Raw genomic sequence first — 25620 nt, forward strand, 5'->3', positions numbered from 1 at the left:
CTATGTGCCCACCTGTTCTCTCGGGGAAGTGTTCGCCGGACGCATACCGGCGGAGCTTGATTCGGCGGCGTGCCGGCCCGCCACGTCGACGGCGGGGACGAAGGCGGCCTCGCCGGGGAGGTCCGCCGCACCGGCGAGGAACCGGGCGTGGTCGGCGTCGGCGACCTCGAGCACGCGCAGGATGTTGGTGTGGGCGGCGGCAACCAGGTCGGCCTCCGACCAGCCGCGGCCGCGCAGTTCGCCGAGCAGTCGCTGATAGCCGCCGACGTCGCCGAGACCGTCGGGCATGGCGTCGGTGCCGTCGTAGTCGGCGCCCAGACCCACCGCCCCGATACCGGCGACCTCTCGGATGTGGTCGAGATGATCTGCCACATCGGCGATCCCGACCGGTGGCGGGTCGCCGTGCTCGCCCGCGTTCACCCAGTCGCGCCGCGCGTCGGTCAGGAACGACGGCACGAACGCCACCATCGCCACACCGCCCGCCGCGCCGATGCTCGTCAGCACGTCGTCGGGTACGTTCCGGGGGTGATCGCACAACGCCCGCGCACCCGAATGCGAGGTGATGAGCGGGCGTTCGGAGACCTCCAGCGCGTGACGCATCGTGGTGGGTGCGACGTGCGCGATGTCCACGAGCATGCCGATGCGGTTCATCTCCCGCACCACCTGCCTGCCGAAGTCCGACAGCCCGCCGTGCCGCGCCTCGTCGGTGGCCGAGTCCGCCCAGTCGATGGTGCGCGACCAGGTGAGCGTCATATACCGCACACCCGCCCGCGCGTAGGCGCGCAGCACCGCGAGCGAACCGTCGATCTGTGCGCCGCCCTCCACGCCGAGCAGCGACGCGATCCGGCCCGACGCCATCACCCGGCGCACATCGTCGGCGGTGCGGGCCACCGCCAGATGCTTCGGAAAAGCGTCGACGAGCCGGTGCACGAAATCGATCTGTTCCAGCGTTGCCGTCACCTGCTCGGCACCCCGCAACACCGGATCAACCCACACCGACCAGAACTGGCCGCGCACCCCGCCGGCGTGCAGACGCGGAATGTCGGTGTGCAGGTGGGGGACCGGGCCGTCGAGCCCGTCGACATGGTAGGCGCGGGTCTCCCGGCATGCCCACGCCAGATCGTTGTGGCCGTCGATCACCGGAATCATCGGCGCCGTCACCTCTCGCGCGCCCCGAGGGCGTCGTTCATCATCGCGGTCACGTCATGGTCGACGGCAACCGGCGTGCCGTCGAGGCTGCGGACCGGTGCAGCGCCACGGGTCGAGGAGCACAGCCACATCGCGTCGGCGCGGCTCAGGTCGGCGGGAAACAGCTCGCCCACCCGGGTCTGCGCACCGACGAGATCGAGGGCGGCGAACACGTCGCCCTGCGTGGTGCCGGGCAGCACGCCGAGCGAGGTGGGGATGGTGACGTAAGTGCTGTCGATCCGGGCGATCAGCGTCGAGTTGGGGCCTTCGAGGACGTAGCCGTCTGAGCTGACGAAGATGACGTCGTGGGCGCCGCGCCGGGCCGCCTCCCGCAGCGCCGCCTTGTTGATCGCGTAGGCGAGGGTCTTGGCGCCCTGCAGCAGCCACGGTGAGGTCTCGCTGACGTCGTGCCGGTAGCCACGATCGAGCAGTACCACGTCGATCCCGTCGAGCCGGGCCCGGGTGGGGTCGTCGGGGACGAAACCGTACGCGAAACCGGTGGGGATCTCCTCGGTTTCGACCCCGCGCGTCATCACGAACTTGACCGCCGCGAACGGGGCGTGCGGTGCCATCTCGGCGGCGGTGACCTCGACGGCGCGACGCCACAACTCCCGTTCGGGGACGGGCAGATCCATCATGGCCGCCGATCGGGCGAAGCGGTCGAGATGCGGGTCCATCGCCTGCGGCAACCCGTGGTGCACGAGGATCGTCTCGAAGATCCCGTCGCCGCGGGTCACCCCGAGGTCGTCGGTGCGCAGCACGGCGTCGGTGACCTCGCGCCGCGTGATGACGGCGTCGGGGTCGTCGCCGGCGGGCCGGGACAGGTCGAGGACGTACAGGGTGAGTGGCTGCATGCGGTGTTTCTTTCCGGTGTGTCGAGTGCCGGGGTCAGGCGGCGTCGTCGTCGCTGCTGTCGAAGCCGCGCAGGGTGTTCTGCTCCACCCAGTGCATGTCGACCTCGTGGCCGATGCCGGGCCCGGTGGGGACGGTGACGACGCCGTCGTGGGCAATCACCGGCGGTGTGATGACGTCGCGGGCGTAGTACTTGTCCGACCCCGACACGTCCGAGGGCAGGGTGAATCCGGGCAGCGACGAGATGGCGACGTTGGCGGCGCGGCCCACCCCGAACTCGTGCATCCCGCCGCACCACACCGGGATTCCCGCGTCGGTGGCCACGTCGTGGGCCTCCCGCGCCACCGTCAGGCCACCCATCCGGGACACCTTGATGTTGAGCACCCGGCCGGCCTTCATCGCGATCATCGTGTGCAGGTCGTGCACGTCCACCACCGACTCGTCCAGGCAGACGGGGGTGCCGATCCTGCTCTGCAGGCGCGAGTGGGCGACGAAATCCCTTGGTGCGTAAGGTTGCTCGATCATCGTCAACTCGGCGTCGTCGAGGGTGGTGAACACCTTGGCCGACGCGTCGTCGTCGGGGTAGGCGCCGTTGGCGTCGACGTGCAGGTCGAGGCCCGGGTGTGCGGCGCGTACCGCGGCGACGGGTTCGGTGTCCCAGCCCGGTGCGATTTTGAGCTTGACCCGCCGGTAGCCGGCGTCGACTTGGTGCTGCACCTGCACGAGCAGATCGTCGATGGTGGGTTCGATGCCGAGCGACACCCCGGCCACCACCTCGGAGCGGGTGCCGCCGAGCGCCGCCGCCAGCGGGGTTTCGGTGGTGCGGGCGTACAGATCCCATGCGGCACCGGAGAATCCGGCCTTGGCGAATTCGTGCCCACGGATCTTGGCCCAACTCGCCTCCAGCTCGGCGGGTGTCTCCCACTCGGTGTCGAGGGCGCGCGGCACGAGATAGTCGATGGCGATGTCGAAGGCCGTTTCCGTCGTCTCCGAGCAGTAGTACGGGTCGGCGGGGGAGGCGATCTCGCCCCAGCCGGTGCGGCCGTCGGCGTCGGTGGCCGCGACGAGCAGATGGGTGAGGCCGGACTTGCGGTGCGAACTGGTCTGGAAACTGTGCACCAGATGCAGCCGCACCTCGAAGATGCGGAGCCGTTCGAGCCTCATGGATGTGTCCCCTTCTCTGGTGTGTGGGGGGTGGGTGTGTGGGGCTGGTAGAGGTCCAGGGCGGTGGCGAGTTCGTCGCGGATGGTCAGCCGCCGGCGCGCACCCTTGGCGCTCGCGGTGGTCAACGTGCTGAGCAGATGGCAGACGGCGGCCATCGCGGTGGGGGAGTCGGCGTACGAGGCGCTGTCGGTGCGGACCCGGATCGTCGCGTCGGCCAGCGGGGTGAGGGGGGCGTCGTCGCTGTCGGTGACCAGCACCAGTTTGCCGCCCGCGGCGCGAAACAGTTCGCCCAGCTTGGTGGTCTCGCGGCGATAGCGGCGCAGCGAGAACGCGATCAGCAGGTCCTTGTCACGCACATCGGTCAGCACCGTCAGCGGGGTCAGGGCGTGCCCGTCGATGAGGAACACGTTGGACAGCGTCGCCGACAGATCGGCGCTGAGCAGCCCTGCGTACATCGCGGACTTGCCTTCACCGGTGATGTACCGGCGGCGGGCACCCAGGATCACCGCGGCCGCCTGCGGCACCGCGCCGCTGGCCGCGAGGTCCTCGAAAGTCAAAGCCAGGGAACGTGTCTCGGCTTGCATGACCCGGGTCTGCACCTGTTCGGAGGAGGCGTTGGTGCGCAGTCGCTCTCCGAAGCGCTCGCCGGGCGAGGACAACCGGGGGTCCTCGTTGTGGGAAGAGGCGCCGTCGTGGGAAGAGGAGTCGTCGTGGGATGCGGTCATGGCGCCCGGACCGCCAGATAGGCCGCGGTTCCGGTGGCCGTGTTTCGGGCGGGGGCGTTCCCGTCGGTCGTCGGCCGCGTGCGATGACATGACACCAGTATCAGCCCGTCGTCCAGCAGCGCCCGCACCGCCGCCCGGATCCGCGTGTTCACCGTCGAACCGGGGTCGTCACCGGCCCGCTCCGGCAGGGCCAGCCACTGCCCGCCGAAGGCCGCCGGACTGCCGTCGGCCGGAATCGGGTGGCCCCAGTCGGACTCGGTGAGCGCGGGCGGTGGCAGATGCCGGATCGAGGCGAACGGATCACCGTCGGCCGCCCGGGTCAACGACCATTCGACGACGATGCGGTCGGTGCCCTCGCGCCCGTAGTAGTCGGGTGCGTAGGCCACACCCTCGGCGCCAAGGGAACAGAAGTTGAAGTGCGCGTTGCGGGCGAGCAGCGGATCGAAGGTCCAGCGCATCGCGGTCTGCCCCCAGCGCAGGGCGATGTCACGCTGGGCGAGCTTGAGGGTGCGGCCGATCCCGCGGCCCTGACAGGAGTCGTCGATGACCGCGGCCTGCGAGTAGTGGAACGATCGGCCGTGGTGGTCGAGGCCGGCGAAACCGTAGGCGAAGCCGACGAGCTGATCGGACCCGGTGTAGGCGCCGACCGCCGACCCCCCGTTCTGTGCCAGCGCCGACAGCAGGTTGGGGTTGAGCCCGAACTCGGGCCGGCTGTAGCCGAAGACCCGCGTGTACAGCTCGCCGGCCGCCTGGAAGTCCTCGAAACGGCGCAGTGTGCGTACCTGTGGTGCGGCGGCGGGTGTGGACACGGAACGATCTCTCGGGGGCTGGGACATGGGATTCACGGACATATGAATCGTAAAAGTAACGATATCTTGCGAGTATATCCCTCACAAGACCAAGATAGGATACATAAGTGTCCTGACAATCTGTGGAGGCCACCTCATGGACAGCCCTTCCGGCAGTGCCCGGGACCGTGACTTCGAGAATATGACCGATCTCGAACGCCTGCAGGCACTCGTGCGGATCGAGACGCCGTCGCTCGACTCCGGTGCCGCCGCGCGGGTCGTCGCGGTGCTCGCCGGGTGGTGGCGGTCGGTGGGTGCCGAGGTCCGGATCGTCGACAGCGCCTCGGGCCCGCACCTGGTCGCGGAACTGTCCGGCACCGGTGACCCGGTGCTGCTGGTGGGACACTGCGACACGGTGTGGCCGCACGGCACGCTCACCGGGGACGTGCCGTGGGTCGTCGACGGCGACACCGTGCGCGGCCCCGGCGTCTACGACATGAAGAGCGGGCTCGTCGTGATGCTGTCCGCGGCAGAGCGGTTGCGCGGCCGGGACCACCGGGCGGTGCGCGTCGTGGTGGTGTGTGACGAGGAGGTCGGCTCACCCGCGTCGCGGCAGCTGATCGATGAATGCACGCGCGGGGTGTCGGCGGTCATCGGGTTCGAGTCACCCCATCCCGACGGAGCGCTCAAGGTGGGCCGGCGGGGCAGCACGAGGCTGCGGCTCGTCGTCACCGGCAAGGCCTCGCACGCCGCGCTCGACCCCGGCGGCGGCATCTCCGCCATCGACGAACTCGTCGACCAGCTCGGCGCCGTGCGCGAGCTCGTGGCCGATCCGGCGCTGCCCGGGGAGGTGCTGTGCAATGTGGGCACCATCGGCGGCGGCAGCGCGGCCAACGTGGTGCCCGCTCACGCCGAGGCCGAGATCGGGCTCAGGTTCGTCGACCCCGAGACCGAGCGCCTCGTGCTGGAGGGCTTGCGGGCGTTGCGCCCGATCCGGCCCGGTGCCGCGCTCGGCGTCGAGACCCTCAGTCACCGTCCCTCCTGGAGTCCGTCGGCGTCCGATACCCGCTGGCTCGGTGAGATCGCCGCCGCCGCCGCCACCATCGGCCAGAGCCTCGACGGCCGGCCCGCCGCCGGCGCGGGTGACACCAACCTGATCGGCAGCCTCGGGATCGCGACGGTCGACGGATTCGGCCCGGCGGGCGGCGGCGCGCACGCGGTCACCGAACACGCCTCGCTGCGGTCACTGCGTTCGCGGATTGATTTACTCGAACTGCTCCTGCGTTCACCGTGATGGTCGTAGTGTTTCCTCGACAGCCCTGACGGGCCGTTCGCTGGGCGATGATCCGTTACGGATCTTTGCTGCGGTATGTGTGTGCTGGCTGGTGGTGCGGAACCGTGAAGTCCGTTGCGGATAGGCGAATCGGACATATTGACGGCATTTCGGGTGGCTTTACCGGTGTTTCGTGCCGGTTAAGTTCTTCGGGATATGTTGCGCATGTCCGGGCCGGACCACATCATTTCTGGCAGCAGACCTTGCGGGGATGACTGGCCTCGGTCCGGTCCTGAACAGAGGAAGAACGCACATGCAATTCGGTTCCCGGGCATTGCGCTCGGCTGTCGCGATCTCCGCGGTCGCGCTCCTGACGGGATCGGTGGGCGGCGTCGGTGCCGCCCGTGCGGACTCCTCGGGGCCCATCCTGCGCATCGCCACGGCGGGGTTCGTCGACAGCTTCAATCCGTTCACCTCCATCTACCTGCTGCCCACCAACTCGATCCGGTACATGTACGAGTCGCTGGTACAGAACAGTCAGGAGGACGGATCACCCACCAAGGGTCTGGCCGACCACTGGGAGACCAAACAGGGCGGCCGTCAGTGGGTGTTCACGCTGCAGGACGGACTGAAATGGTCCGACGACCAGCCGATCACCTCGGCCGACGTCAAATACACCTACGACCAGATGATGACCGTTCCCGAACTCGGCGAGGCCAACGGCAACCTCATCACCAACTTCGCCTCCGTGGAGACCCCCGACGACAAGACCGTCGTCATCAACATGAAGTCGCCGCAGGCACCCAACCCGGGCGCCGAGATCCCGATCGTTCCCAAGCACGTGTGGGAGAAGATCAAGAACCCCGCCGACTACCCCAACGACAAGAACCTTGTCGGTTCCGGCCCGTTCGTGCTCACCGACTACAAAGCCAGCCAGCGCATCAACCTCACGGCCAACAAGAACTTCTGGCGCGGAGAACCCAAGATCGGCGGGCTGCAGTACATCTACTACACCAACTCCGACGCCCAGGTGCAGGCGTTGCGCGCCGGTGACGTCGACTTTGCCACCCAGCTCAGCACCACCCAGTTCGACGCGCTGCAGAACGCGCAGAACGTGACCACCCATGAGGGCCACAACCGGCGCTACTTCTCCATCAGCATCAACGTCGGGATGGAAACCCGCGACGGCAAGCCCTTCGGCAACGGCAACCCGGCCCTGCAGGACGTCAACGTCCGGCAGGCGATCCGGCAGGGCATCGACTCGAAGTCGTTGATGCAGAACGTGATCGACGGCAAGGGCGAGTTGGCCACCAGCTTCCTGCCCAAGGCCTTCGACAAGTGGCACCTGCCCGACGACTCTTCGGTCCTGATGAAGTACGACCCCGAAGCCGCCAAGCGCAAGCTCGACGCGGCGGGCTGGACGGTCGGTCCGGGCGGGATCCGGCACAAGGACGGCAAACGGCTGAGCCTGCGCCTGCTCATCGACTCCGGCGAGGCCCAGAACACCAAGTCGGCCGAATATCTGCGGCCGTGGATGAAGGCCATCGGTATCGACCTGCAGATCAAGGCCACTGACGCGGACACCGTCAGCGCCGACAGCATCGCAGGCAACTACGACATGTACTTCACCGGCTGGAGCACCAACCCCGATCCCGACTACCAACTCGGCATCAACACCTGCGGTAACCGGGCGCTCACCACCGACGGCAACGGCGGCACCTCGCAGGACGGCTACTGCGATCCCGAGTTCGACAGACTGTTCGCCGCGCAGCGGTCGGCGATGGACGAGAAGCAGCGCATCGACATCGTCCGCCAGATGCAGGAGATGAACTACACCGCCACACCGCAGATCGCCCTGTGGTACCCGGACATGCTGGAGGCCTACCGCTCGGACCGGTTCGACGATTTCGGGCTGCAGCCCAGCGACGGCGGCATCATCGCGAACCAGGCCGGCTACTGGGGCTTCCTGTCCGCGCGGCCCGCGTCGGGCTCCGGCGGTGGTGGCAGCTCAAGCTACAACACCGGGGTCATCCTTGTCGTGGCCGTCTTCGCCGCGGCCATCGGTGGCGGCGCCGTCTACCTGGTCATGCGCCGGCGTGACCTGGACACGACCGAGTGAGAGCGGGAAGGAGCCAGTCGTGACCGCCGACCCCGCCCAGATACTCCCGGTGAGTCCGGGATCCGAACCGGGCAAGGACATCGACGAACCGCCCCGCGGATCATCGATATACCGCTACGCCCTGACCAAGATCGGTGGCGCGCTCATCTCGCTGATCATGGTCATCCTCGTCGGGTTCTTCGCCTTCAAGATCCTGCCCGGCGACCCCGTGGCCAAACAGGCCAAGGAACGGGCGATGAGCCAGGAACAGATCGACGCGCTGCGACATCAGCTCGGTCTGGACAAGTCGCTGATCGCCCAGTTCTGGGACTACCTCGGCGACATCTTCACCTTCAAGTTCGGCACCAGCTACGTGTACCAGCAGTCGGTGTCGAGCCTGATCGGCGAATACTTCTGGAACACCATCCTGCTCACCGGTACCGCCGCCACCCTGGCGATCGTGCTCGGATTGTGGCTCGGTCAGCGGGCCGCGTGGAAGCGTGGATCCTGGTTCGACAAGATCACCTCGGGCACGTCGCTGCTGCTGTGGTCGGTGCCCACCTTCTGGCTCGGCCTGCTGCTGCTGATGGTGTTCGGCGGATCGCTGCACTGGTTCCCGACCGGCGGCATGCACAGCCCGTCGCCGCCGGACGGGGCGTGGCAGACCTTCCTCGACGTCGTCTCGCACATGACCCTGCCGGTGGTCACCATGGTCGCGGTGGTGTACGCCCAGTACGTCATCGTGATGCGGACCTCGCTGATCGAGGAGATGAGCGCGGACTACCTGAACACCGCGCGCGCCAAGGGGCTGCGCGAGGATCTGGTGCGCAGCCGGCACGCCGTACCCAACGCGCTGCTGCCGACGGTGACCCTGGTGTTCATGCACATCGGCGGCCTCATCGCCGGTGCGGTGACCGTCGAGACCGTGTTCTCGTGGCCGGGACTGGGCAAGCTCACCTACGAGGCGATCTCCGGTCCCGACCTGCCGCTGCTGCAAGGCACCTTCGTGGTGTTCTCGGCGATCATCATCCTGATGAATCTCGCCGCGGACTTCGTCTACCGAGTCCTCGACCCGAGAGTGAGACGCTGATGACCGCATCGAGTTCCGCCGCTCCGGACGGCCCGAAAGCGGGCCGGTCGCCGCGGGCGATGATCTGGTCGCGCCGGCTCGCCGGGATGCGGGAGTTCTGGAACGAGTTCCGCAAGAGTAAATCCGGCATGGCCGGGCTGATCTTCCTGCTCATCGTGATCGTGCTGGCCTTCCTGGCCCCGGTCATCGCACCCGATCACCTGCTGGATGTGACCACCCTCGGACATCAGCCCAAGTTCGGGCCACCGTCCTGGGATCACCCGCTCGGTACCGACGGCCTGCGCCGCGACATCGGAGTCCGGCTGGTGTGGGGTGCGCGCATCTCGCTGCTCGTGGGCTTCGCGGCCACCGCGATGTCGATGATCATCGGCACCATCGTCGGTATCGCCGTCGGCTACTTCACCGGGTGGTTCGGCGCGATCCTGATGCGGATCGTCGACTTCTTCCTGGTCATTCCGTCGCTGATCCTGGCGATCGTGCTGGCCGCGGTCCTCGACCGGGGCGTGTTCACCATCGTCATCGCGATCGGCCTCACCTCGTGGGCGGGCACCGCCCGGGTGGTGCGGGCGCAGACGCTCACCGTATCGGCGCGCGACTACGTCGACCGCTCCCGGGTCCTGGGTGCCGGCCACTGGCACGTCATCGTCAAGCACCTGTTGCCGGGGGTGCTGCCGCTGGTGCTGGCCAACACGACCCTGACCGTCGGCTCGGCCATCATCTCCGAATCGACGCTGTCGTTCCTCGGCCTGGGCGATGCGACCAAGCAGTCGTGGGGCACCGTGCTGCAGAACGCACTCAGCGATTCGGCGGCGACCAGTGGGTACTGGTGGTACATCATGGCGCCCGGTCTGGCGATCGTCGCGGTGGTGATGGCGTTCACCATGATCGGCCGGACCGTGGAGGTCATCCTCAACCCGACCCTCAGAAGCAGGTAGCGCAATGCCCGATCTCGTTTTCGACGACGTCTCGATCATGTACCGCACCTCGGGACGCAACGACCGCGGCGAGGTGTACGCGGTCAAGAACATCAGCCTCACCCTGCCCGCCGGCGGCACTCTCGGGATCGCCGGCGAATCCGGGTCCGGCAAGTCGACGCTGATCTCCAGCGTGCTGCGGCTGCTGCCGAAGTCGTCGGTGCTCACCGGCACGGTGACCATCGGAGACACCGACGTCAACGACCTGACGTGGGGGCAGCTGCGGGCGGTGCGGTGGGCCCAGGCATCGATCGTGTTCCAGGGCGCGATGCACTCGCTCAACCCGGTGCGCACCATCGGCCAGCAGATCACCGAGGCACTCGAACTGCACGTCACCGACAAGTGGCGCACCGAGCAGGGCCGCAAGGACCGGGTGGCCGAACTGCTCAGGGTCGTCGATCTCACTCCGGCCAAGGCGAGGGCCTACCCGCACGAGCTGTCGGGCGGACAGAAGCAGCGCGCGATGATCGCCATGGCGCTGGCGTGCGAACCGGACATCATCATCGCCGACGAACCGACCACCGCGCTCGACGTGATCGTCCAGAAGCAGATCCTGGACATGATCAACCGGCTGGTCACCGAACGCGGCATCTCGCTGCTGATGATCAGTCACGACCTGTCGGTGCTGGCCACCGCGTGCGAGCGGATCGCCGTGATGAAGGGTGGCGAACTCGTCGAGGTCGGCGATGCGTACACCATCTGCACCAGCCCCGCCGAGCCGTACACCCAGCAACTGGCGGCGGCGTTCCCGACGATCGGCGACCCGGAGTCCCGGATGAAGCCGGTGACCCGGCGCGGGCGCCCCGACCGGCCACCGGTGGGCGAGCGTATCGAGATGTCCGAGGAGATCCTGCTCGAGGCGCGCGGGGTGAACGTCACCTTCGGCAGCGGGTCGGCGGCGCTGCACGTGCTGCACGATGTCGACATGGTGGTCCGCAAGGGCGAGATCGTGGCCTTGGTGGGCCAATCCGGTTCGGGCAAAACCACGTTGGCGAGGGCCATGATGGGTTTGCAGCCGGTGGACTCCGGTTCGGTGGTGCAATTCCGCGGTGAGGACCTGCCCACCAGGGGCAAAGACGTGCGTGCCTTCCGCAAGAAGGTGCAGATGGTATTCCAGGACCCGTCCGCGGCATTGAACCCGAAGCTCAGCGTGTACGAGTCGGTCGCCGAGGGCTTGCGGGTGCAGAAGTACCCGGGCGACGAACGCGCCCGCGTCATCGAAGCGCTCGAAGAGGCCGAACTGTTGCCCGCAGAGAACTATCTCGGGGCGATCCCGCAGGAGATGTCGGGTGGGCAGCGCCAGCGCGTGGTGATCGCCGGTGCGCTGGTGACCGGGCCGGAGATCCTCGTGGCCGACGAGCCGGTGGCCTCGCTGGACGCATCGGTGCGCGGGGAGATCCTGTCGCTGATGCTCTCGCTGCGGGACCGGCTCGGGGTGAGCGCGCTGATCATCACCCACGATCTGGGTCTGGCCTGGAACATCGCCGACACCGTCGCGGTGATCAACGAGGGCCGCATCATCGAGCACGGACCCACCGAGCAGGTGCTGCTGGAACCGAAACACCCGTATACCCGCACCCTGCTCGACTCGGTACCCAAGATCGCCCCCGCGGAATCTTGACGGGCGGCGCGGGTACGGTCGCAGGGGTGTACCGGCTCGCCTATCTCGACACCGCGCCGATCGTCGCGGGTGATCACGTGCGGATCATCGCCCCGGCCGGGCCGGTGACCGCCGAACAACTCGATCGGGCCGTGCGGTACTGCCGCGGCTGGGGGTGCGAGGTGAGCGTCGGCGAGCACGTGCTCGCCGGGCATCCGTCGGTGGCGTACCTCTCGGCGTCCGACGGGCCGCGCCGCGCCGACCTGGTGGCGGCGTGGACCGACCCGGACGTCGACGTGGTGCTGTGCGCGCGCGGCGGATTCGGTTCGATGCGTCTGCTCGACGCTCTCGACTGGGCGCTACTGCGGGACGGCACCGCCCGGCGCGACGGCAGGCCGACGCTGCTGGCCGGATCGAGCGACATCACCGCGCTGCACGAGGCATTCGCCCTGCACCTGGACGTACCGACGCTGTTCTGCCCGATGCCCGCCACCGACGACTTCGACACATCGCCGACGATCCGCGCCGACGTGCGGCGGTGGCTGTTCGAGCCGTGGCGCGGACGCGACCTGATCGGCCCCGCCACCGAGACGATGGTCGCCGGCCGTGCCGCGGGTCGGCTCGGCGGGGGCACACTGTCATTGCTCGCCGCGGGCGTCGGCAGCCCGGAGGCCGCCGCCCGGTCCGGTGAGCTGCTGTTGCTCGAGGACGTCGATGAGGAGCCGTACCGGCTCGACAATCTGCTCGTGCAGCTCGACAGGTCGGGACGGCTCGCCGCCGCCGGGGCCGTCGTGCTCGGGTCCTGGCGCGACTGCGGTGACCCGGCCGCCGTGCGTGAGGTGATGGACCGATACCTGTCCGGACTCGGGGTGCCGGTGCTGTGGCAGCAGGGCTTCGGGCACGACCCGGACGCGCTGAGCGTGCCGCTGAACGTCGGCGCGATTCTCGACGCCACCGGCGACGGCCGGCCCACGCTCACCGTCGGCGCTCTGCCCGACGCCCCCACGGCCCCGTTCCTGTTGCCCCCGTTGGATACCCGTGCGCGGTGGTCGGTGCGGATCGTCAACGCCGCCGACGGCGCCGTGCTCGCCGAACACACCCCGGACGTGCTGTGCAAGACCGCGAGCATCGGCAAGATCTTCCTGCTCATCGAGGTCGCCCGGCGGCTGGAGAGCGGCGAACTGTCGCCGGAGCAGCGCATCACGGTGCCACCGGAGCTGCACGTGCGCGACTCGGGGCTGCTGCACATGATGGCCTGGCATGACGTCGCGATCGCCGACGCCGCCCTGCTGGTGGGGGCGGTCAGCGACAACCTCGCCACGAACGCCCTGATCCACCTGTGCGGTCTCGACGCGGTGCGCGCCGTCGCGCCCGCGCTCGGCTACCGCGATACCACCCTCGTCGACTACATCCGGTCCGAACGGTTGCCGGGCATGCCGTGGACCGCCTCCTGCGGTACCGGTGCCGAACTGGCCGACCTGATGCGCCGTCTGGGTGAGGGGGACACAGAGGAGAGTTGCGAGGCAACGATCCTGACGCCGGGGGTGCGGGCGCGGGTGCTGGAGTGGCTGGCCGCCGGCGCGGACACGTCGATGGTCGCGGGCGGTATGCGCCTGGACCCGCTCGCCCATGTCGATCCCGTCGAGGACGGGGTCGTGCTGCGGCACAAGACCGGTACCATCGACACCGCCCGGATCGACGTCGGACATGTGGCCGGGCCCACCGGGCGCGTCGCCTACGCGGTGGCCGCGAACTGGGACGACGACGTCGCCTCCGGACACGACATGAGGTCGTCGGTGCTCGGTGCGATGGACACCATCGGCGAACGGATCCGGGCGCGGGTCACCGGGCGCGGGTGAGAACAGGAGCGGTGGGAGTGAGTGTGACCGTTGAGCGTCCGGGCGCGGTGTCCGGGCTCGACTGGACCGTGTTCCGGGGTGAACGGATCGACGTGATGCGGGCGCTCGGCGACGAGCACTCCGACGCCATTATGGCGTGGCGGGCCCTCGTCGGCGGATCGTGGTCGGGTCTCATCGAATACGCCGACGGTTTCGCCGCGCAGCGGTTCGACGCGATCGTCGCCTCAAGCAAGCGGCTGCTGCCCACCGAATCGGCCGAACTCGCCGCGCTCGCCGACGGCGCCGGCATCCCCGAACGGGACCTGTGGGTGCTCAACCTGCGCGGTGACCTCGGCCGCGACGGCACCGGCTGCTCGGACCTGGCGGGCCTGGCTGCCGACGGGGGAGTCCTGTTGGGGCACAACGAGGACGGCGACGCCGAGGTGCGGGAGCTGATCCGGCTGATCACCCTCGACATCGACGGCGACCCCTGCGTCACGGTGCTGTGGTATCCCGGCATGTTGCCGGCCAACTCGTTCGTCACCACCTCGGCGGGACTCAGCTTCGGGATGGACCACCTGCCCACCGCCGTGCCGAATCTCGGCGGTGCGGGCCGCCATCTGGTCGCCCGGCACGCTCAGCGGCAGACCGACGGCGCCGCCGCCCGTGCCGCGCTCACTGACGTGCCGTGCGCGGGTGCGTTCGCGTTCAACATGATTGACGAACCCGGCGGGCGGGCCGATGTCATCGAGAACGTGTCCGGGCGGGTGGCCGCAGCCCGAGCCGAGACCGCTGCGATCCCACTGCGGCACGTCAACCATCCGTGCCTGGTGCCCGACGGCACCCGCGGCATCCCCGACGACGACCGCTGGCTGGCCGAAAGCCGTGGCCGCGGAGCACTGTTGGAGGCCGGATCGGTGCGGGCGGCGACGGCCGCCGACGTGATGAGCGCACTGCGGGCGCCGGGGGTGCTGAACACCGAGGAGCACCTGTACACCTACGCCACCACCGTCGTCGACACCGCACGGGGCAGGGTGCTGGTGCGCGGGCACGGCGACGAATGGGAGGGCGACCTGGCCGCGTTCGCCCGCGGACGCCGGGCGGCTCCGGTGGTGACCGCATGACCTCGCTCGCCGACCGGTTGTGTTCGGTCGTCGGGGTGCGCTGGTCGGCACTGGCCGTCGACATCGACAGTGGCCGTGAACTGTTCGAACTCGACGCCGACCGGGTGTGCGACACCGCCAGTATCGGGAAGGTCTTCCTCCTGCACCGGCTGCTCACCGAAGTCGACGCGGGCACACGGTCATTGGAGGACACCGTCACCCGCAGGCCCGTCGAGTGGATGGACAACTCCGGTCTCTGGTATCTGCTGCACGCCGACACCCTGACGCTCTACGACGTGGCCGCGCTGATCGGGGCCGTCAGCGACAACGCCGCCACCAACACGCTGGCGCGGGTCGTCGGCCTCGACGCCGTCCAGGAGCACACCCGCGACCTGGGTTACCACGACTCCGGACTGAATGATGTTGTCCGCTGGCCTATTCCGCCGGGCGCACCCGGCATGCTGTCGCACGGCACCGCCCGCGAACTGGTCCGGTTCTGTGCCCGGCTGGCCACCGGGGCCGATCTGTCCCACGCGTCGGCCGAAACCCTGCGGCGCTGGCTCGGTGCCGGCATGGACCTGTCGATGGTCGCCTCCGCGTTCGGCCTCGACCCGCTCGCGCACTACTACTTCGACCGCGGAATCTGGTTGTGGAACAAGACCGGAACCATCTCCACGGTGCGCGCCGACATCGGCGTGGTCATGTCACAGACGCGGCGCATCGCCTATGCGGTACTGGCCAACTGGGATTCGGGCGCCGATGTGCGTGACGATGTCCTCGCCGCCATGCGCGCGGCCGGGGACGTACTCCGCGCCGAACTCGGTTTCGCCTGACCCTTCGTTCGGCATCCTCCTGCGCTGGTTGAGGTGCGACGAGCCGCTAGGCGAGGTGCCTCGAAACCCGGTGAGAGAACGTTGTCGTCTCACCGGGTTTCGAGGCTCGTCGCTAGCGCTCCTCACACCTCAACCGGCGGTGGGCACCCAACCGGTGGAGGTTCGAGGAGTGAGTGTCAGTCGGCGAATGCCGTGTCGATCAACCGGCGGAGGGCACCCAACCGGCGGAGGTGCGAGGAGTAAGTGTCAGTCGGCGAAGGCGGTATCGATGATCTCCTTCTGCTCCACCGCGTGGACCTTGCTCGAACCCGACGACGGTGCCGACATCGCCCGGCGCGAAGCCCGGCGCAGACCCCTGAGGAGGTCCGGCAGCACGTCGGGCAGCCACAGACCCAGGAACGGCCACGGACCCTGGTTGGCCGGCTCCTCCTGCACCCACACGAAGTCGTTCGCGTTCGGGTACTGCTCGATCGTCTTGCGCAGCCTGCGGTGCGGAACCGGGTACAGCTGCTCGATGCGCACGATCGCGATGTCGTCACGGCCGTCCTTCTCACGACGCTCATCGAGCTCGTAGAACAGCTTGCCGCTCACCAACAGGATCCGCTTGACCTTGCTGTGGTCACCACCGCCGGTGGCGAACTTCGGGTCGTCGAGCACCGAACGGAACTTGTCGTCGGTGAAGTCGCTGATCTGGCTGACGGCGTGCTTGTTGCGCAGCATCGACTTGGGCGTGAACACGATCAGCGGGCGGCGGATGCCGTCGTGGACGTGCCGGCGCAGCAGGTGGAAGTAGCTGGCCGGGGTCGACGGCAGCGCGACCGTCATCGAACCCTCGGCGCACAACTGCAGGAACCGCTCGATACGGCCCGAGGTGTGGTCGGGACCCTGACCCTCGTGGCCGTGCGGCAGCAGCAGCACCACATCGGAGAGCTGACCCCACTTGGCCTCACCGGAGGAGATGAACTCGTCGATGATCGACTGGGCGCCGTTGACGAAGTCACCGAACTGCCCCTCCCACAGCACGAGTGCGTCGGGATTGCCCACCGAGTAGCCGTACTCGAAACCGAGCACCGCGAACTCCGACAGCGGCGAGTCGTAGACGTTGAAACGGCCAGGCTGCTCGGGGGACAGGTGGTTGAGCGGGGTGTACTCCGAACCGTTGGTGCGGTCGATGAGCACCGAATGGCGCTGCGTGAACGTGCCGCGGCGCGAGTCCTGACCGGACAGGCGCACATCGGTGCCTTCGAGGACCAGCGAACCGAACGCCAGCAACTCGGCGAATGCCCAGTCGACGTGACCCTCGCGCGACATCTCGTGACGGCGCTTGAGTACCGGCTTGACCCGCTGATGCGCCGTGAAGCCCTCGGGCACGTTGAAGAACGCGTCGCCGATCTGCTCCAGCACCGACTTGTCGACGGCGGTCTCCACCTTGAGCGCCAGGGTCTGGTCGGCCTCGACCGACGGGCTGGGCTCGGGGACGTAGCGCTCGAGTTCCTTGACCTCGTTGAAGACCCGCTCGAGCTGACCCTGGTAGTCGCGAAGGGCGTCCTCGGCCTCCTTGGTGGAGATGTCACCACGGCCGATGAGGGCTTCGGTGTAGGACTTGCGCACACCGCGCTTGGTGTCGATCACGTCGTACATCGCCGGCTGCGTCATCGAGGGGTCGTCGCCCTCGTTGTGGCCGCGGCGGCGGAAGCACACGAGGTCGATGACGACGTCCTTGTGGAAGGCCTCGCGGTAGTCGACGGCGAGCTTGGCCGCCCACACGCATGCCTCCGGGTCGTCGCCGTTGACGTGGAAGATCGGCGCGCCGATCACCTTGGCGATATCGGTGCAGTACTCGGTGGACCGCGAATGCTCGGGTGCGGTGGTGAAGCCGACCTGATTGTTGACCACGATGTGGACGGTGCCGCCGGTGCGGTAGCCGGGCAGCAGCGACAGGTTGAGGGTTTCGGGCACCACGCCCTGACCGGCGAACGCGGCGTCGCCGTGCAGCATCAGCGGCAGGATGGAGAACTGCTCGGACTCCTCGAGCTGATCCTGCTTGGACCGGACCAGACCCTCCAGCACCGGGTCGACGGCCTCGAGGTGGCTCGGGTTGGCGGTGAGGGAGACGGCGATCTCGTTGTCCCCGAACATCTGGTAGTACTTGCCCTCGGCGCCGAGGTGGTATTTCACGTCGCCCGAGCCGTGCGCCTGCGCCGGGTTCAGGTTGCCCTCGAACTCGCCGAAGATCTTCGAGTACGGCTTGCCCACGATGTTGGCGAGCACGTTGAGGCGGCCGCGGTGCGGCATGCCGATGATCACCTCGCGCAGGTTGTGGTCGGCGCAGCGGTCGATGACCGCATCCATCGTCGGGATGGTGGCCTCCGCACCTTCCAACGAGAAGCGCTTCTGCCCAACGTATTTGGTTTGCAAGAAGGTCTCGAAGGCCTCGGCCGCGTTGAGCTTTGACAGGATGTATTTCTGCTCGGCCACCGGCGGCTTGACGTGCTTGATCTCCACGCGCTCCTCGAGCCAGCGCTGCTGCTCGGGTTCGAGGATGTGCGTGTACTCGATGCCGACGTGGCGGCAGTACGCGTCGCGCAGCACCGCCAGCACGTCGCGCAGCTTCATCCGCTCCTCGCCGTGGAAACCGCCGACCTTGAACTCGCGGTCGAGATCCCACAGCGTCAGGCCGTAGGTGTGCACGTTGAGGTCGGGGTGCGAGGTCTTGGCATCGCTGTTCATCATCAGCGGATCGGTGTCCGCCATGAGATGACCACGGCTGCGGTAGGCGGCGATCATCTCGAGCACGCGGGTGCTCTTGTCCACCAGGCCGGCCGGGATGTCCCGGCGCCAGCGGATCGGCTCGTAGGGGATCTTGAACGCGGTGAAGATCTCGTCGAAGAAGCCGTCGTCGAGGAGCAGCGCGTGCACGCGGCGCAGGAAGTCGCCGGACTCGGCGCCCTGGATGATCCGGTGATCGTAGGTGGAGGTGAGCGTGATCAGCTTGCCCACACCCAGATCGGCGATCTGCTCGTCGCTGGCGCCCTGGAACTCCGCCGGGTACTCCATCGCACCGGCACCGATGATGGCGCCCTGACCCTTCATCAGGCGCGGCACCGAATGCACGGTACCGATGGTGCCCGGGTTGGTGAGCGAGATGGTGACACCCGCGAAATCCTCGGCGGTCAGCTTGCCCTCACGGGCCCGGCGCACGACGTCCTCGTAGGCCGCGTGGAACTCGCCGAAGCTCATCGTCTCGCAGCCCTTGATGGCCGCGACGACGAGCGTGCGGTTGCCGTCCTTGCCGACGAGGTCGATCGCCAGGCCCAGGTTGGTATGGGCGGGGGTGATCACATTCGGCTTCCCGTCGACCTCGGCGAAGTGCCGGTTCATGTTCGGGAAGTCCTTGATCGCCTGGACGAGCGCGTAACCGAGGATGTGGGTGAAGCTGATCTTGCCGCCGCGGGTGCGGGCGAGGTGGTTGTTGATGACGATCCGGTTATCGATCATCAGCTTGGCCGGGATGGCGCGAACGCTGGTCGCGGTGGGGATCGCCAGCGACAGGTTCATGTTCTTGACGATCGCCGCGGCCGGGCCGCGCAGCACCTTGTTCTCGTCGGCGGCCGGTGCGGGAGCGGGGGTCTTGGCGCCGCCGGCGGTGGTCGAGGCGGCCGAACCGTCCCGGCTGGCGGTGCCGCGTCCGGCCGCGGCCTTGGTGGCCGGGGCCTCCTTGGCGGGCGCCGGTTTGCGGGTGGTCGTCGGCCGGGCCGGCACGGTGTCGAGGGTGATCTGGTTGTTGGCCTTCGGCGGGGCCGCTGCGGCGGGCTTCGCCGGAGTCGCGGGTTGTGCCGGGGCCGCGGGTTGTGCGGGTGCCTTGGGCTGGGCCGGCGCGCTGCCGTTGCTCGACGCGGTGGCACCGGCGTCCGCCGCTTCGGGCTTGTAGTTCTTCAGTACGTCGTGCCAACTCGGGTCGACAGAAGACGGGTCTTTGATGAATTGCTGGTACATCTCTTCGACCAGCCATGTGTTCTGTCCGAAATCCGAAACCGAACTGCTCACTGCGCTCTCTCGCCTCAATTCCCTCTGGTATCGGGTCGCTGATCACGTCCTAGGTCTCTTGTGAAGACTCTCGTCGTGGATCAACCCCTGATGGTACGCGGTCCGGGACTGTATGCGGTGCTGGGACCTCACAGCACTCGGGATGCATTAAATGAAGCACAATCACGGCGATATTGTGGCCGGATTCTCACACCAGTTTCGCCTCACCGGACTCCCACAATTGCAGGTACAGACCGCCCTGCGCGAGGAGTTCGGCGTGGGTCCCCGACTCCACCACCCGGCCGCCGTCGATGACCGCGATCCGGTCGGCCCGCGCGGCCGTGGCGAGCCGGTGCGCGACGATCACCGAGGTGCGGCGAGCGGTCACCGCGGCCCCGGCCGCCAGCACCAGTGCCTCGGTCTCCTGGTCGAGGGTCGCGGTCGCCTCATCGAGCAGCAGCAGGTCGGGTTCGACCAGTTCGGCGCGGGCCAGCGCGACCAGTTGCCGCTGTCCCGACGACAGCTCCCGGCCGCGTTCGCCGACCTGCTGATTCATTCCGTGCGGTAGACGGGCGATCACCCCGAGCGCGCCGACCGCACGGGCAGCGGCGGTGATGGCGGCACGGTCCGCGCCGGGCCGCCCGTACGCGATGCTCTCGGCGACGGTGCCGGCGAACAGGTGTGATTCCTGCGGCACCACGCCGAGCCGGTGCCGGTAGCCGGTGAGCGTGAAGTCGCGGATGTCGGTGCCGTCCATGCGCACCACGCCCGTCGTCGGGTCGTAGAAGCGGGCCAGCAGTTTGACGATGGTCGACTTTCCGGCACCCGTGCGCCCGACCAGCGCCAGTGAGGTGCCGCCCGGGATCGTCAGGCCGACATCGTCGAGGGCGAACCGTCCGGTCCGCCCGTACCGGAAGCCGACGCCGTCGAAGGTGACATCACCGTCGAGGGCGCCCGGTGGCCGTGCCCGGGGGTTGTCCGGCAGCGACGACTCGGTGCCCAGTAGCTCGGCGATCCGGCGCAGTCCGACGGCTGCCTGCTGGTAGCCGTCGAACACCTGCGAGAGCTGCTGGACCGGACCGAACAGCATCGACAGGTACAGCACGAACGCCACCAGCGTGCCCGCCGACAGATCACCGGAGGTGATCTGGTGCGCGCCGATCGCCACCGCGGCGGCCGCCGCCACATCGGCGGTGAACGTGATGAACGGGAAGTACACCGAGATCGCCCGCTGCGAGGTCATGCGGGCCTCGACCCACGCGTACGTGCGGCCCGCGAACCGGGCGCGGGCCGCCGGAACGCCCCGATAGGTCTGGGTGGTCTTGATGCCGGTGATGTTCTCCTGGAAGTCGGCGTTCACGGCGCTCACCAGTTCCCGCGACCGCGTGTACGCGCGGGAGGCGATGCGCCGGAAGAACACCGTCGCGGCGATCAGCAGCGGGAACAGCGGCAGCATCGCCGCGCCGAGCGCCGGATCGGTGATCACCAGCGCGGCGCCCACCCCGCCGAGCGTCAGCACCGCCACCACCGCCGACGGCAGCCCGGTCTGCAGGAACGTCGACAGGGCGTCGATGTCGGTGGTCATCCGGGTCATGATGCGCCCGGACAGTTCCCGCTCGTAGTAGTCGAGGCCGAGCCGCTGGATGTGGGCGTAGCTGCGGATCCGCAGCCCGTACAGGATGCGTTCGCCCGCCCGCGTGGAGGCGATGACGGTCACCCGGGCGGCCGCCCACGCCAGGGCCACGGCCACCACACCGATCGCCGACACCCGCCACACGGTGGCCTCGTCGCCGGCGGCGTCGAGAACGGTGCGGGCCAGCGACGGGAACACCAGACCGACGAGGGTGTCCACGCCGATCCCGACCATCGTCAGGGCGATCAGCGGCCGGACCGGGCTGAGCAGTCCGCGCAGCGAGAACGGTTGTGCCTCCGACCGGGCCGCGGCGACGTCGACACGCGGGTCCTCCGTCGCCGGTGGCAACGCCGCCACGGCCGCGGCGAGTCGGGGGGTGGCGGGCATCGACCCGAGCGCACCCGATCGGCCGCGCCCGGAAGCCGGAGCCGGAGTGACGGACGGTGCCCAGGCACTGCCGGTGGGAGCGGACCCGGCGTCGGGAACCTCGGGCCACAGTTCATCGGTGGACGGTTCCGGGGCGGCGGCGATCGCTTCACCGGCGGTGTCGGGGCCGATGCTCATCAGCGCCCGGAACCGTGCGCTCCGGGCATCGAGTTCGGCGACCGTCCCGATGTCGGTGATCCGGCCGTCGTCGAGGACCACGACGCGGTCGGCGATCGCCAGCGTCGACCGGCGGTGCGCCAGCACCAGCATCGTCGTCGCCGACTCCGGTGACCGCAACCTGCTCAGGATGGTCTGTTCCGTGGCGGCGTCCACGGCCGAGGTCGCGTCGTCGAGCACCATGATCCGGGGCCGGGCGAACATCGCCCGCGCCAGGGCGACGCGCTGGCGCTGTCCGCCCGAGAGGGTCAGTCCGCGTTCGCCGACCACGGTGTCGAAGCCGTCGGGCAGCGCGTCGACGAACTCGGTGGCGCAGGCCTGGTCGGCGGCCTCCCGGATGCGCGACCCGGCCGCACCGGGCACCCCGAGCGCGATGTTGGCGCCGATCGTGTCGGAGAACAGGAACGGCTCGTCGAAGACGACCGACACCGCCGAGTGCAGCGAGTCGGCGCTCAGTTCGGCCACGTCGATGTGGTGATCACCCGCGCCCACCGACACCGTCCCGGACACCGGCCGGTAGTAGCGGCACACGAGGTCGGCGATGGTCGACTTCCCCGACCCGGGCGGTCCCACCACGGCGACGCATTCACCGGGTGCGATGTCGAGGGAGACATCGTCGAGTACCGAGCGACCGCTGAGTTCGGCACTCACCGACGACAGCCGCAGTCCCAGTGGGCCGTCGGGTGCCGCGGTGGTGCCGGCGAGAGTGGGATCGGGCCGATGGTCGGCCACCTCGTAGACGCGTTCGACGGCCGAGCGCGCCAGCTGCGCTGTCACCAGCAGGCCGGTCACCATGCGGGACAGCGAGGTCATCGACGCCACATAGGTGGCGAACGCGAGGAAGGTGCCTGCGGTGATCGTGCCGCGGATGGTCAGGTAGCCGCCGACCGCGATCACCAGCACCATGCCCAGCTGCGGTACCGCCGACAGGGTGGGCCCGAGCATCGCGTTGATGCGGGCGGCCCGCAGCCGCAGCCGGTACAGCCGGGCGCCGAGACCGACGAGCGTGTCGACGGCCCGTTCCTCCTGTCCGAAGCCTTTCACCACCCGGACCCCGGTGACGGTCTCCTCCACGTGCCCGGCGACATCGGCGGCGGCCTGCTGCGCCGACCACGTCGCGGCGAACAGCCGGCGGCGCACCCGCACCACCACGACGGCGACGACCGGGACCGTGACCAGCGCGACGCACGTCAACACCGGCGACAGATACGCCATGATCGCGACGGCCACCACCAGTTGCACCCCGGAGCCGAGCGCCAGCGGCACCTGGGCGAGCAGACCCTGGATGATCTGCAGGTCGGAGATCGACCGGGACACGATCTGCCCGGTGCGGATCTGGTCCTGAGCCGCACCGTCGAGCCGCAGCAGCGTGTCGAACAGCCGCAACCGCAACGTGTTCTGCACGACGATCGACAGCCGGCCGGCCGTCATCCGGCGGCCGAACTGACACGCGAACCGGATCACCGCGGCGACGACCAGCGCCGTCACAATCAGCAGCAGTCCGGGACCGGTGTCGGTGACACCGGTCGCGTCATCGATGGCGGCCTTCGCCAGGAGTGGGGAGGCCAGGTCCACGGCCACCGCGATCAGCGTCGCGGCGACGGTGAGCACCACCAGCCGCCGGTGCTCCAGGCACTGGGCGGTGAGCCGCCGGATCCAGCCGGGTTCGGGCTCCGTACTACCGCTCACACCCGGCCGACCGGGCGGTCACTCCCGTCGGTCGGCAGCGAACGCACGGACGGGATCGCGCCGGGCTCCTCGCCGGTGACGACGGATCCGTCGATCACCTGCCAGTGCACGGGTGCGGGACCGAATGCTTCGCGGGCGTTCTCGACGATCTTCTTGCCGATCGCCCGGTTACCGATACCGCCGATGAGCGCGCCGACACCCGCCGGCAGCAACTTGCCGAAGATCAGCGGCGCACGCTTGATGGCGTAGCGGCGGACGAACTTGCCGGCGAGTTTGCGGTTGAGCTGCCCGATCCGGCTGTCGGGGGTGGTGCTCTGGTTGAGCCGGCGCAGGGTGCCGCTGCGTGAACCCACCACCTTGCCGACGGCCAGGATGCCCTCCTCGCCGAGGGCGACGGCCAGCACCAGCGCGGTGCGCCGCTCGTTGTCGTGCATCGGGATGCCGTGCACTTCGGCGATCGCCAGGGCGAGCAGTGCCGAGGTCTCGAGGAACAGTGCGGTTTCGCCGGTGGCGGCGCCCATCGCCGTGATGGTGCCGACGCCCGGTACCGCGGCCGCCGCGCCCACCGCGCTGCCCGTTCCGGTGACGGTGCGCAGGTAGTGCTTCTCCAGTCGCTCGATGATTTGTTGCGGCGATTCGTCGGGGTGCCGGCGGCGAATGCTGTCGACGTACTTCTTGACCTGTGGGGCCTGCAGACGCTGGGCCTTGTCCAGCAGCTTGCTCACTGCCGTCAGAGTCAGCTTCGAGGGCTGCTTCTCCTGTACCTGCGCGGTCGTGGACTGCTCGACACGCTTGATGATGTTGCTCATTCGGTGGGTACCCAATTCTCTGCGGGGACTGCTTCTGCGGGCTTCGGGGGTGGCGGCGGGGTGCCGTCGCCGAACGGCCGGCCGCCGAGTTGTTCACGATGGTGGGGGGTCAGCCAGTGTGACAGATCCGGCCCCTTGGGCACGATGCCGGTGGGGTTGATGTCGCGGTGAACGATGTAATAGTGCTGCTTGATCTGTGTGAAGTCGACGGTGTCGCCGAATCCGGGGGTCTGGAACAGGTCGCGGGCATAGGCCCACAGCACCGGCAGGGCGCTCAGCGTCGACCGGTTGCACTTGAAGTGCCCGTGGTAGACGGGATCGAACCGGGTCAGGGTGGTGAACAGCCGCACGTCGGCCTCGGTGATGGTCTTGCCCACCAGGTAGCGCTGCCGTGACAACCGCTCCGACAGTTCGTCGAGTTTGGTGAACAACCGGTCGTAGGCGGCCTCGTACGAGGCCTGGTCACCGGCGAAACCGCAGCGGTAGACCCCGTTGTTGACCTCGGTGTACACGCCCTGGTTGACCTCGTCGATCTCCGCGCGCAGCGCGTCCGGATACAGCTCGGGGGCACCGTCGCGGTGGAAGGCCGTCCATTCCAGCGAGAAGTCGATGGTGATCTGCGGGAAGTCGTTGGTCACCACCGCACCCGACGGCACATCGACGATGGCCGGGACGGTGATGCCCTTGGGGTAGTCGGGGAACCGCCGCTCATAGGCGTCCTTGATGCGGGGGATGCCGAGCACCGGATCGAGGCCGCCCGGGTCGAGGTCGAATGTCCACGAATCGGCGTCGTGGGTGGGTCCGCACAGGCCGAGGGAGATCGCGTCCTCCAGACCGAGGAGCCTGCGGACGATGAGGGTCCGGTTGGCCCACGGGCAGGCGCGTGCGGCCACCAGGCGGTAGCGGCCGGCCTCCACCGGGTAGCCGTCACGGCCGTCGGCGGTGATCCGGGTCTCGATGTACTTGGTGTCGCGGACGAACCCCTGCCCCTCGGTCACGTACCTGCCGGGGTTGGCGGCGTCCGGTCCGGTTCCGGCGGCGGGCGTATCGGCCGGTGGCATGTTCGTCGACATGGTCTCCACAGTAGTGACCGGCCTGCCCGGATGGCGGTGATCCGGCCCGGGTGCGGGATGATCCGGGCCGGGTTCAGGGTTGATCGGGAAGGTTCGGGCGTCCGGACGCGGTTGAGCATCGAGCCCGTCCGGTATGCCGGGAACCTCCCGGTTGACGCGTTATACCGATTGGTCGGGGCGATCGTGGACCGTTAGCGTCGAGAGAAAGCGGGGCTCCCCGCGGTTCTTCCTGCTACAAACCCTTTCCTTCTACCGGAAGTA

Annotated in this window: 17 protein-coding genes; 8 read left to right on the forward strand and 9 right to left on the reverse strand. The window is 68.6% G+C overall.

Annotated elements, in window-relative coordinates:
* Genes GOAMR_RS13615 through GOAMR_RS23670 form a run of 5 tightly spaced genes read right to left on the reverse strand, consistent with a single transcriptional unit; the run spans position 1 to position 4738 of the window.
* On the reverse strand, positions 1-1149 hold the full coding sequence (locus GOAMR_RS13615; protein WP_005188683.1) for a dipeptidase: 1149 nt from the start codon (positions 1147-1149) through the stop codon (positions 1-3).
* Positions 1150-1157: 8 nt separating this feature from the next.
* On the reverse strand, positions 1158-2042 hold the full coding sequence (locus tag GOAMR_RS13620; RefSeq protein WP_005188687.1) for an aminotransferase class IV: 885 nt from the start codon (positions 2040-2042) through the stop codon (positions 1158-1160).
* Positions 2043-2076: 34 nt separating this feature from the next.
* Positions 2077-3204 (reverse strand): o-succinylbenzoate synthase, encoded by a 1128-nt coding sequence (gene menC / locus GOAMR_RS13625; protein WP_005188688.1) that lies wholly within the window; start codon positions 3202-3204, stop codon positions 2077-2079.
* Entirely contained in the window at positions 3201-3929 is a 729-nt protein-coding gene (locus GOAMR_RS13630) for a MurR/RpiR family transcriptional regulator (RefSeq protein ID WP_005188691.1), read from the reverse strand. Before GOAMR_RS13630 ends, menC begins: the two co-directional genes overlap by 4 nt.
* Positions 3926-4738 carry a hypothetical protein gene (locus tag GOAMR_RS23670; RefSeq protein WP_005188695.1) on the reverse strand — a complete coding sequence of 271 codons (813 nt, stop codon included), beginning with the start codon at positions 4736-4738 and terminating at the stop codon, positions 3926-3928. The genes GOAMR_RS13630 and GOAMR_RS23670 overlap by 4 nt, the downstream gene beginning before the upstream one ends.
* 136 nt (positions 4739-4874) lie before the next feature.
* On the opposite strand from GOAMR_RS23670, the gene GOAMR_RS13640 reads away from it, so the two are divergent.
* The 8 genes from GOAMR_RS13640 to GOAMR_RS13680 all read left to right on the forward strand — a co-directional run bounded on the left by GOAMR_RS13640 (position 4875) and on the right by GOAMR_RS13680 (position 15526).
* On the forward strand, positions 4875-6011 hold the full coding sequence (locus GOAMR_RS13640; protein ID WP_005188698.1) for a M20/M25/M40 family metallo-hydrolase: 1137 nt from the start codon (positions 4875-4877) through the stop codon (positions 6009-6011).
* Between the two features lie 292 nt (positions 6012-6303).
* A complete protein-coding gene (locus tag GOAMR_RS13645) occupies positions 6304-8109 on the forward strand; it encodes an ABC transporter substrate-binding protein (RefSeq protein ID WP_005188701.1) in 1806 nt (601 codons plus the stop codon).
* A 19-nt stretch (positions 8110-8128) separates the two neighbouring features.
* Positions 8129-9178: an ABC transporter permease gene (locus GOAMR_RS13650; protein WP_005188704.1), complete on the forward strand. Its 1050-nt coding sequence runs from the start codon at positions 8129-8131 to the stop codon at positions 9176-9178.
* Positions 9178-10113, forward strand: coding sequence for an ABC transporter permease (locus tag GOAMR_RS13655; RefSeq protein ID WP_005188706.1), 936 nt, complete (start codon positions 9178-9180; stop codon positions 10111-10113). Before GOAMR_RS13650 ends, GOAMR_RS13655 begins: the two co-directional genes overlap by 1 nt.
* A gap of 4 nt (positions 10114-10117) precedes the next feature.
* Complete coding sequence (locus GOAMR_RS13660; protein WP_005188709.1) at positions 10118-11773, forward strand: ABC transporter ATP-binding protein; 1656 nt, start codon at positions 10118-10120, stop codon at positions 11771-11773.
* A 26-nt stretch (positions 11774-11799) separates the two neighbouring features.
* Positions 11800-13611: a serine hydrolase gene (locus tag GOAMR_RS25370; protein ID WP_211599623.1), complete on the forward strand. Its 1812-nt coding sequence runs from the start codon at positions 11800-11802 to the stop codon at positions 13609-13611.
* Between the two features lie 17 nt (positions 13612-13628).
* Positions 13629-14714 carry a C45 family autoproteolytic acyltransferase/hydrolase gene (locus tag GOAMR_RS13675; protein WP_211599624.1) on the forward strand — a complete coding sequence of 362 codons (1086 nt, stop codon included), beginning with the start codon at positions 13629-13631 and terminating at the stop codon, positions 14712-14714.
* Positions 14711-15526, forward strand: a complete 816-nt coding sequence (locus GOAMR_RS13680; protein ID WP_005188716.1) for a serine hydrolase — start codon at positions 14711-14713, stop codon at positions 15524-15526. The genes GOAMR_RS13675 and GOAMR_RS13680 overlap by 4 nt, the downstream gene beginning before the upstream one ends.
* A gap of 246 nt (positions 15527-15772) precedes the next feature.
* On the opposite strand, the gene GOAMR_RS13685 is transcribed toward GOAMR_RS13680, so the two are convergent.
* From GOAMR_RS13685 to GOAMR_RS13700, 4 genes are all read right to left on the reverse strand, one after another.
* The gene (locus tag GOAMR_RS13685; protein ID WP_005188718.1) at positions 15773-19573 is read right to left on the reverse strand and encodes a multifunctional oxoglutarate decarboxylase/oxoglutarate dehydrogenase thiamine pyrophosphate-binding subunit/dihydrolipoyllysine-residue succinyltransferase subunit; all 3801 of its coding nucleotides are present in this window, start codon (positions 19571-19573) and stop codon (positions 15773-15775) included.
* 187 nt (positions 19574-19760) lie between these two features.
* Complete coding sequence (locus tag GOAMR_RS13690) at positions 19761-23477, reverse strand: ABC transporter ATP-binding protein (protein ID WP_005188721.1); 3717 nt, start codon at positions 23475-23477, stop codon at positions 19761-19763.
* Positions 23474-24286: a hypothetical protein gene (locus tag GOAMR_RS13695; protein ID WP_005188722.1), complete on the reverse strand. Its 813-nt coding sequence runs from the start codon at positions 24284-24286 to the stop codon at positions 23474-23476. Before GOAMR_RS13695 ends, GOAMR_RS13690 begins: the two co-directional genes overlap by 4 nt.
* The gene (locus GOAMR_RS13700; RefSeq protein ID WP_244427413.1) at positions 24283-25347 is read right to left on the reverse strand and encodes a glutathione S-transferase family protein; all 1065 of its coding nucleotides are present in this window, start codon (positions 25345-25347) and stop codon (positions 24283-24285) included. The genes GOAMR_RS13695 and GOAMR_RS13700 overlap by 4 nt, the downstream gene beginning before the upstream one ends.
* Positions 25348-25620 lie beyond the last annotated feature (273 nt).

The organism is Gordonia amarae NBRC 15530 (assembly GCF_000241345.1).
GTDB lineage: Bacteria > Actinomycetota > Actinomycetes > Mycobacteriales > Mycobacteriaceae > Gordonia > Gordonia amarae.

Excerpts from the sequence above, each read along its gene's own strand:
- GOAMR_RS13695 (WP_005188722.1), bottom strand. The coding sequence starts at position 24,286 with ATGAGCAACATCATCAAGCGTGTCGAGCAGTCCACGACCGCGCAGGTA.
- GOAMR_RS13620 (WP_005188687.1), bottom strand. The coding sequence starts at position 2,042 with ATGCAGCCACTCACCCTGTACGTCCTCGACCTGTCCCGGCCCGCCGGC.
- GOAMR_RS13630 (WP_005188691.1), bottom strand. The coding sequence starts at position 3,929 with ATGACCGCATCCCACGACGACTCCTCTTCCCACGACGGCGCCTCTTCC.
- menC (WP_005188688.1), bottom strand. The coding sequence starts at position 3,204 with ATGAGGCTCGAACGGCTCCGCATCTTCGAGGTGCGGCTGCATCTGGTG.
- GOAMR_RS13640 (WP_005188698.1), top strand. The coding sequence starts at position 4,875 with ATGGACAGCCCTTCCGGCAGTGCCCGGGACCGTGACTTCGAGAATATG.
- GOAMR_RS13615 (WP_005188683.1), bottom strand. The coding sequence starts at position 1,149 with ATGATTCCGGTGATCGACGGCCACAACGATCTGGCGTGGGCATGCCGG.
- GOAMR_RS13645 (WP_005188701.1), top strand. The coding sequence starts at position 6,304 with ATGCAATTCGGTTCCCGGGCATTGCGCTCGGCTGTCGCGATCTCCGCG.
- GOAMR_RS13700 (WP_244427413.1), bottom strand. The coding sequence starts at position 25,347 with ATGCCACCGGCCGATACGCCCGCCGCCGGAACCGGACCGGACGCCGCC.
- GOAMR_RS13680 (WP_005188716.1), top strand. The coding sequence starts at position 14,711 with ATGACCTCGCTCGCCGACCGGTTGTGTTCGGTCGTCGGGGTGCGCTGG.
- GOAMR_RS13655 (WP_005188706.1), top strand. The coding sequence starts at position 9,178 with ATGACCGCATCGAGTTCCGCCGCTCCGGACGGCCCGAAAGCGGGCCGG.
- GOAMR_RS13660 (WP_005188709.1), top strand. The coding sequence starts at position 10,118 with ATGCCCGATCTCGTTTTCGACGACGTCTCGATCATGTACCGCACCTCG.